This window comes from Methylobacterium sp. J-026 (genome assembly GCF_022829585.1).
GTDB lineage: Bacteria > Pseudomonadota > Alphaproteobacteria > Rhizobiales > Beijerinckiaceae > Methylobacterium.
The window spans coordinates 1-7,569 of record NZ_JAKSYC010000137.1; the positions used below are offsets into that span (position 1 = coordinate 1).

The following is a 7,569-nucleotide window of genomic DNA, read 5'->3' on the forward strand; positions in this document are numbered from 1 at the left end:
CTCAAGGTCGAAGGCCTGTACGTCAACCTCGACCGCAACACCCGCAACCAGGGCGCGTTCGTCATCAACGCCGCCACCAACTTCCCGGTGGCGTACAACACCCTCGGCCGCCGCTCCGACGAGTTCGCCGTCATCCGCGCCGGCCTGAACTACAAGTTCGGCTCGTACTGAGATCCGACAGCGAGGGCAGTGACTGACGGCCCGACCTTGCCGCTTGTTCGGCAGGGTCGGTTCGGAACGCTGCCGAGTGACCACCCGAACCACGCGGCGCGCCGAACGCGCGCCGCGTGGTTTGTTTTTGGCCGACGCCCGCGCCTCCGACCGCCTGGGGTTTCGGGGCCGAGGCCCGGAGGGCGATGGCTTGCGGGCGATCGTCGTTGAGGTTGGCGGGCTTCCGGCGGTCCGCGCCATCATGGAAATCCGCACGGCTGCGCCGCGTCGGGCCCCGGCCGCCGCGGCGTCATGGACCGGCCCCGGGGGCGAAGATCGACGGTTACAACCGGAACATGTGGCGGCCTCGCCGGTAAGCCCTATGCGCGTCTCGCGCAAACGGAGCTTTCCGCATGTTCATGAAGATCGACCGCCTGCTGACGGATCTGCCGGAGCCGAAGAAGCCGGAGCCCAACGCAGCCGCCGCCCTGCAGGAACTGCTCGGTGGCAAGTATGGCGAGATGTCGACCCTCGGGAACTACATGTTCCAGAGCTTCAATTTCCGCAACAAGACCAAGCTGCGGCCATTCTACAGCCTCGTGTCGAGCATTTTTGCCGAGGAAATCGGCCATGTCGAGCTGGTCTCGACCGGCATCGCTATGCTGAACAACGGCCCGGGCAACCCGGCCAAGGACGTCGACATCTCCAAGGCGCCCTTCGCCGAGATGCAGGATGTCCGCCTCGCCGGCAGCTTCCTGGCGAATGGCGGCGGCGCGATGCCGATGAACGCCAACGCCGCGTCCTGGAACATGGACATGGTGACGACGACCGGGAACCTGATCATCGACCTGCTGCACAACTTCCACTTGGAATGCGGCGCGCGCATCCACAAGCTGCGGGTCTACGAGACCATGATCGAGCCGACCGGCCGGGAAGTCTGCGCCTACCTGCTGGTGCGCGGATCCCTGCACGCCCACGCCTACGCGCTGGCGTTGAAGAAGCTGACCGGCGTCGAGATCGAGAAGATGCTGCCGACCCCGAACATCGACCTGTCGCGGGTGCCCGAGTGTCAGAAGTATCTCGACGAGGGCAAGCACCGGCGCCTCTACACCTTCAGCGAGGCGGATTACCAGGAAGCCGCCGGCGTCTGGTCGAACGACGAGGTGGCGCTGCCGGGGGACCCGCCGGGCAACCTCGAAGTGGTCGACGGCTATCCCGAGGGCGGCAAGATCCCGGAACTCGACGGCAATTACGGCGCCTTCGCGCCGGATTACGCGCCGGAGGAGATCTTCGAGATCGCCAGCAAGCTCTACAAGAAGGGGCGCTGATCACCGCGGGTCCGGCGACGCCGGACCCGGCTACGCCCCCTAAAGCGGCGGCACCGCGAGGCAGCCGCCGAGCGCCGTCCTCAGCGCCGCCGCGTCACTGTCCGCGACCGAAAAACCCGCCGTCAGGGTCTGATCCCCGGCGCGCGGGCTCGCCTGTGTCCAGGTCAGCCGCGTGCCGGCCTGGGTCAGGGCGAGGGTGACGCCGCGCAGGGGATCCTCGCCCCGGCGGGCGCCAGCCACCGTCAGGCTGAAGCCCGTGTCGGGATCCCGTGTTTCTGCGCCCTGCGCCGGCATCCGCACGGACCGGACGCCGCCGGCATTCGCCACCAGGATGCCGGTGAGCGGCGCCGCATGTCCGTCCCCCTCCAGGCCGGCGACATCGAAGCCCTCCGCCGCTGCCGCGAAGTGCGGGACCGTCAGCACCGCCGACAGGCCGGATCCGGCCGGATCGCAGGCGAGCCGCAGGGTGGCCGGATGCTGGCCGGCGCCGAAGGTGGCATGGCCGGAGAGTTCCATGGATCCCGCCACCGGCCGCGACCCATCGGGCAGGACGGGGGTGCCACCGGTCAGGACGTCCGAGAGCCGGACGCCGTGCGGCCAGGGACCCGCCACGAGCACAGCGACCGCAACCCCCAGAATCGCCAGAGCCACGCCGATCCTGAGCCGCATCCTGTCCTCCACCCGTGGGAAACCCGGGCCGGCGGCATAGCGCATCGCCCTGGACATCGGAACCAGGACGATGCGCTCCAGCACCGTCCCGACAATCGGACTCGGTACGATGCCGTAGGTCCTTGATTCCGCATCATTTTTCCGAAAGCTGAAAACCACCTTTCGGGATGATGCGCGCGGTCTCCGGTTCGGCATCATCTGTTTCCGAAAGCCGGAAACCACCTTTCGGGATGATGCTCCAGACGATCGCGGCCCGGCCGCAACCGTTCGTTCACCATGCTCGCGGGAACGGCCCACAACCGCAACCTGTGAGCCCGGCGGAAACTCCGTACAAACCGATCGATCCTATGCACGCCCGCTCAACCCTGAGCGTCGCGATGCGCATCAAGATCCTCCTTGCCCTGACCCTGGTCGTCTACGTCACGACCGGGCGTGCGCCGGGCATCCGCGAGCCGCGCAACCCGGATACCGAGCAGGCGGGTGGCCGCGTGGTGATCGCGATGAAGCGGGCCTGGTCGTGAAGGTCAGGCCGGCGCCGCGCAGGCCTTGAGCCGGGCGGCCACCAGGGCCTGGAGGCTCCACAGGTGCCGGTCGCGGATGCCGAGCCGCTCGCAGGCCTCGACGGTGCGGAACAGGTACTCGGCGCTCGGGCCGGCATGCCCGCAGGCGACGGCGATTTTTTCCGCGATCTCGGCGTCGGAGAGGCGGCCGGCGTAGCGCTCGCTGGCGCGGTTGGCCAGGAAGGTCAGCGCCGGGACGGTCCCGGCCTCGGTCTGCACCGGCAGCCAGCGGGCGACGTAGCCCCGGCCGCGCATCTCCCGCCGCCAGACCGGCATCAGCGCCGTGCGGATCTCCGTCCCGGGCAGGCGGAACGCGACGCCCCGGCACAGGCCGCCGCGGTCGAGCGCCAGGACGAAGCCCGGCCGCTCCGGCGTTCCGCGGAACCGGCGTTGGAGCAGGCAGAATCGCCGGTGGAAGCCGCGCACGGTCCCGATCCGGCGCTCGGCCACGGGGAATTCCGGGCGCCACATCAGGGAGCCGTAGGCGAAGACCCAGATATCGCGGCCCGCGCGCCCCGCGACGATCGCCTCCAGCCCCGGGCGCAGTTCCGCGTCGCTCAGGAGGTCGAGGGCGCTCGGATCATCGGGCACCGGGACGGAATGGGCGCGGGCGATCAGGTCGAGGCTGAGGTCGAGGGTGCGTGCCGGCATCGGGGACATGGCGGTCAACGCGGCCGGCTCACCGGGCGTTGCCGAGCGTGTCCAGTTCCGGGAAGGGTTGGCTGCGATGGCCGGTGCAGACCTCGTCGTCGTCGATCACCTCCAGCCGGTCGGCCTGGTAGCGCATCACCGCCTTGGGCCGCTCGGGCTTGCCGAAGGTCCGGCCGCTCATCCGGCTCGACACGCAGTAGATCGTCCGGCCGCCATCCGCGACCGGGCCGGCGAGCCGGCTGCCCTCGAACCGCACCGGCAGCAGCGAGACCGAACCGAATTCGACCTGCCTCACGGCTAGGGCGGCGATCCGCGCCTTCAGGGCCGGGGAGGGCGCGTCCTCGGCGGCGGGCGGCTTCGTCGCCTTGGGGGCGGCCAGCGCGGCGGCCGAGGTGATCATCAGGGCGGCGAGAGCCAGGACGGCGCGAGACGGCATGCGGGCGATTCTCCGCGGCCAAGCTACCGCCCCCCGCCGGCCGCGCAAAGGCGGCACGGCCGCCGGGCCTCACGGATCCCGACCACGGCTCGGGATCCGGGCAACAGCATCTTATATGACGGCCTCGACGCGGCTCACGGAGGCCGCGATCCCGATCCTGCCCGCCGGTGATGTGACCCCGATGCAATGGACCGACGACGCGCTGGTGCTGGGCTCACGCCGGCACGGGGAGAGCGGCGTCATCCTGGAGGCGATGACCGAGGCGCACGGGCGCCATCTCGGGCTCGTGCATGGCGGGCGCTCGCGCCGGATGCAGCCGGTGCTCCAGCCCGGCAACCGGGTCCGGCTGACCTGGCGGGCGCGCCTCGACGAGGGTCTCGGCGCCTACGCGGTGGAGCCCCTCGACTCGCAGGTCTCGCGCCTGATCGGGTCGGGGCTCGCCCTCTACGGGATCGGCCACCTGGCGGCCCTGCTGCGGCTCCTCCCCGAGCGCGACCCGCACCCGGCCCTCTATGCGGCGGCCGGGATCCTGGTCGAGCACCTCGACGATCCGGCCATCGCGCCGCCCCTGATGGTGCGCTTCGAGCTGGAGATCCTGTCGGAGCTCGGCTTCGGCCTCGACCTGACCGCCTGCGCCGCCACCGGCGGCAATGACGCCCTGGCCTACGTGTCGCCCCGGAGCGGCCGGGCGGTGAGCGCCTCGGCCGGCGAGCCTTTTCGCGATCGGCTGCTCGCCCTCCCCACCTTCCTGCACGCGGGCGGATCGCCGGGGCCGGACGGCGTTGCCCAAGGGTTTACCTTGACGGGGTACTTCCTCGACCGGCACGTCTGGGGCCCGCGCGGCCTCGCCCCCCCCGAGGAGCGGGCGCGATTCGTTGCACTCGGCTGCGAGGCCGGGTAATGTTCCTGTTCTGTTCGAACCCGTTCGGCCGGGGCATTCCGGCCAAGCCCCGCCTTCAGATCCGCCACGCCGGCGGGTGACCGCGGCGGATCCGTCATCTGGGCCTCGCCGCACGGCCCCGGGGGCGAAACGCCGGGCGTTCGAAACGTTGCATTGAGGAGCCGTCATGGGCCAGCCCTTCGAGCCGCCATCCGGCGACGGGATCGAGAGCGTCGAGCTGAAATCCGCGCTCGAAGAGCGCTACCTCGCCTACGCCCTGTCCACGATCATGCACCGGGCCCTGCCGGATGCCCGCGATGGGCTGAAGCCCGTGCACCGGCGGATCCTCTACGGGATGCGGCTGCTGCGCCTCGATCCGAATACGGCGCACAAGAAATGCGCCAAGATCGTCGGCGACGTGATGGGCGACTTCCACCCGCACGGCGACCAGGCGATCTACGACGCCCTGGTCCGGCTCTCCCAGGACTTCGCCCAGCGCTACCCGCTGGTCGACGGGCAGGGCAATTTCGGCAACATCGACGGCGACGGCCCCGCCGCCTACCGCTACACCGAGGCCCGGCTCACCGAGGTCGCCCGCCTGCTCCTCGACGGGATCGACGAGGACACGGTCGATTTCCGGCCCTCCTACAACGGCGAAAAGGAGGAGCCGGTCGTTCTGCCGGCGGCCTTCCCGAACCTGCTGGCCAACGGCAGCCAGGGCATCGCGGTCGGCATGGCGACCTCGATCCCGCCGCACAACGCCGCCGAGCTGTGCGACGCGGCGCTCTACCTGATCAACCATCCCGAGGCGACCTCGGCGCATCTCGCCAAATTCGTGCAGGGGCCGGACTTCCCCACGGGGGGCATCCTGGTCGATTCGGCCGAGTCGATCGCCGAGGCCTACCGGACCGGCCGCGGCGCCTTCCGGGTCCGCGCCCGCTGGACCAAGGAGGATCTCGGCCGCGGCACCTGGAACATCGTCGTCACCGAGATCCCCTACGGCATCCCGAAGGGGCGGCTGATCGAGAAGATGGCCGAACTTCTCCAGGAGAAGAAGCTGCCGCTCTTGGCCGACGTGCGCGACGAATCGGCCGAGGACGTGCGCGTGGTGCTGGAGCCGCGCTCGCGCACGGTCGATCCGGTGATCCTGATGGAATCGCTGTTCCGGCTCACCGAGCTGGAGGCCCGGATCCCGCTCAACCTCAACGTCCTGGTCGGCGGCCTCGTGCCGAAGGTGATCGGGCTCGTCGAGTGCCTGCGGGAATGGGTCGACCACCGCCGCGTGGTGCTGCAGCGCCGCTCGCGCTACCGCCTCGGCCAGATCGACCGCCGCCTGGAGATCCTGGGCGGCCTGCTGATCGTCTATCTCGACCTCGACGAGGTGATCCGGATCATCCGCGAGGAGGACGAGCCCAAGGCCGCCCTCATGGCCCGGTTCGAGCTGACCGAACTCCAGGCCAACGCGATCCTCGACACCCGCCTGCGCTCCCTGCGCAAGCTGGAGGAGATGGAGCTGAAGCGCGAGTTCGAGGCGCTCACCGCCGAGAAGGCCGAGATCGATGATCTGCTCGCCTCCGAGCCGGCGCAGTGGAAGACGATCCAGGCGCAGATCCGCGCCGTGAAGAAGACGTTCGGGCCCGAGACCAAGCTGGGCAAGCGCCGCACGACGCTGGCGAGCCCGCCGGATGTCGGCGGCATCGACTTCACGGCAGCGCTGGTGGAGCGCGAGCCGATCACCGTGATCGTCTCCACCAAGGGCTGGATCCGGGCGCTCAAGGGCCACGTCGCCGACCTCTCGGGGGTGGCGTTCAAGGGCGACGACAGCCTGAAGATCGCCTTCCCCACCGAGACCACCCAAAAAATCCTGCTGCTCGCCACGAACGGCAAGGTCTTCACCCTGGAGGCCTCGAAGCTGCCGGGCGGGCGCGGCTTCGGCGACCCGGTGCGGCTGATGGCCGACCTCGACGACGGCACCGAGATCGTGGCGGCTCTGCCCTACCGGCCGGAGACCAAGCTGCTGATCGCAGGCTCGGACGGGCGCGGCTTCATGGCGCCGGCCGACGCGCTGGTGGCCAACACCCGCAAGGGCAAGAGCGTGCTCGGCCTCGACGGCGACGCCACCGCGGCCGTGCTGGTGCCGGCGGACGGCGACCATGTCGCGGTGGTCAACACGGAGAAACTGCTGCTGGTCTTCCCGGTCTCCGAGGTGGCCGAGCTCGCCCGGGGCAAGGGCGTCCGCCTCCAGCGCTGCCGCAGCGGCGGGCTGCTCGACGCGCACGTGTTCAAGCTGGCCGACGGCCTGCCCTGGCAGGACGGCTCGGCCGAAGGGCGGCTCGCCAACGCGGCGGTGCTGGAGAAGTGGCTCGGCCACCGCGCCGAGGTCGGGCTGATGATGGCGCGCAGTTTTCCGAAGTTCGAGCGGTTCGGGCGCTGAGCGAAGTGAGATTGTGACGGGCTTCCGACCGGCCCCCTCATTGCTGACGGGCTGGCTGGAGGCCTCCTTCGAGGCCTCCGCTCCGCTGCGGCACCTCAGGATGAGGGCTCAATGTTCACACATCTTCATTCGACGAGGCCGGATTCGCGCGTCTCCCTCCCCCCTTTGCGGGGGAGGGTGGCCCCCGAAGGGGGTCGGGAGAGGGGAGCAACGGTGCAGAACATAGCTCTGCGCTATGTGAAGGTCGCGCCCCTTCCGGACACCGGGTTCCCCTCGTGCGGGACTTCGTCCCGGCCCGACCCCTGCTGACGCAGGGGCCACCCTCCCCCGCAGAGGGGGGAGGGTGCGCGCGTGGCAGTTCCGGAATGCCATACTCGGCAGCCGGACGAGGATCCCAAAGGCGAAGTGTAGATCCGTCAGGCGATGAGGGCGCGGGTGGGACAGACCCCGTCTCAGTGCGA

Annotated in this window: 7 protein-coding genes and 1 pseudogene; 5 read left to right on the forward strand and 3 right to left on the reverse strand. The window is 70.1% G+C overall.

Annotated elements, in window-relative coordinates; genetic code table 11:
- Positions 1–171: pseudogene (locus tag MKK69_RS13050) on the forward strand (porin family protein); the annotation flags it as partial.
- A 392-nt stretch (positions 172–563) separates the two neighbouring features.
- The gene (locus tag MKK69_RS13055) at positions 564–1,478 is read left to right on the forward strand and encodes a manganese catalase family protein (protein ID WP_243968331.1); all 915 of its coding nucleotides are present in this window, start codon (positions 564–566) and stop codon (positions 1,476–1,478) included.
- Between the two features lie 39 nt (positions 1,479–1,517).
- Here MKK69_RS13055 and MKK69_RS13060 read toward each other — a convergent pair whose 3' ends face one another.
- Complete coding sequence (locus MKK69_RS13060; protein ID WP_243968332.1) at positions 1,518–2,147, reverse strand: hypothetical protein; 630 nt, start codon at positions 2,145–2,147, stop codon at positions 1,518–1,520.
- Between the two features lie 377 nt (positions 2,148–2,524).
- Between MKK69_RS13060 and MKK69_RS13065 the strand changes: the two genes are divergently transcribed.
- Complete coding sequence (locus MKK69_RS13065) at positions 2,525–2,668, forward strand: hypothetical protein (protein ID WP_243968333.1); 144 nt, start codon at positions 2,525–2,527, stop codon at positions 2,666–2,668.
- Positions 2,669–2,671: 3 nt separating this feature from the next.
- On the opposite strand, the gene MKK69_RS13070 is transcribed toward MKK69_RS13065, so the two are convergent.
- Both MKK69_RS13070 and MKK69_RS13075 read right to left on the reverse strand, forming a co-directional pair.
- A complete protein-coding gene (locus MKK69_RS13070) occupies positions 2,672–3,358 on the reverse strand; it encodes a gamma-glutamylcyclotransferase (RefSeq protein WP_243968337.1) in 687 nt (228 codons plus the stop codon).
- A gap of 28 nt (positions 3,359–3,386) precedes the next feature.
- The gene (locus MKK69_RS13075) at positions 3,387–3,794 is read right to left on the reverse strand and encodes a hypothetical protein (protein WP_243968334.1); all 408 of its coding nucleotides are present in this window, start codon (positions 3,792–3,794) and stop codon (positions 3,387–3,389) included.
- A gap of 181 nt (positions 3,795–3,975) precedes the next feature.
- Between MKK69_RS13075 and recO the strand changes: the two genes are divergently transcribed.
- Together recO and parC are read left to right on the forward strand one after the other, a co-directional pair.
- Positions 3,976–4,695 (forward strand): DNA repair protein RecO, encoded by a 720-nt coding sequence (gene recO / locus MKK69_RS13080; protein WP_243968339.1) that lies wholly within the window; start codon positions 3,976–3,978, stop codon positions 4,693–4,695.
- Between the two features lie 166 nt (positions 4,696–4,861).
- Positions 4,862–7,108 (forward strand): DNA topoisomerase IV subunit A, encoded by a 2,247-nt coding sequence (gene parC, locus MKK69_RS13085; RefSeq protein ID WP_243968336.1) that lies wholly within the window; start codon positions 4,862–4,864, stop codon positions 7,106–7,108.
- The last annotated feature ends 461 nt before the right edge of the window (positions 7,109–7,569 follow it).

Bases quoted from the DNA above. Each gene is read 5' to 3' on its own strand.
- MKK69_RS13055 (WP_243968331.1), top strand. From the start codon at position 564: ATGTTCATGAAGATCGACCGCCTGCTGACGGATCTGCCGGAGCCGAAG.
- MKK69_RS13060 (WP_243968332.1), bottom strand. From the start codon at position 2,147: ATGCGGCTCAGGATCGGCGTGGCTCTGGCGATTCTGGGGGTTGCGGTC.
- MKK69_RS13065 (WP_243968333.1), top strand. From the start codon at position 2,525: ATGCGCATCAAGATCCTCCTTGCCCTGACCCTGGTCGTCTACGTCACG.
- MKK69_RS13070 (WP_243968337.1), bottom strand. From the start codon at position 3,358: ATGCCGGCACGCACCCTCGACCTCAGCCTCGACCTGATCGCCCGCGCC.
- MKK69_RS13075 (WP_243968334.1), bottom strand. From the start codon at position 3,794: ATGCCGTCTCGCGCCGTCCTGGCTCTCGCCGCCCTGATGATCACCTCG.
- recO (WP_243968339.1), top strand. From the start codon at position 3,976: ATGCAATGGACCGACGACGCGCTGGTGCTGGGCTCACGCCGGCACGGG.
- parC (WP_243968336.1), top strand. From the start codon at position 4,862: ATGGGCCAGCCCTTCGAGCCGCCATCCGGCGACGGGATCGAGAGCGTC.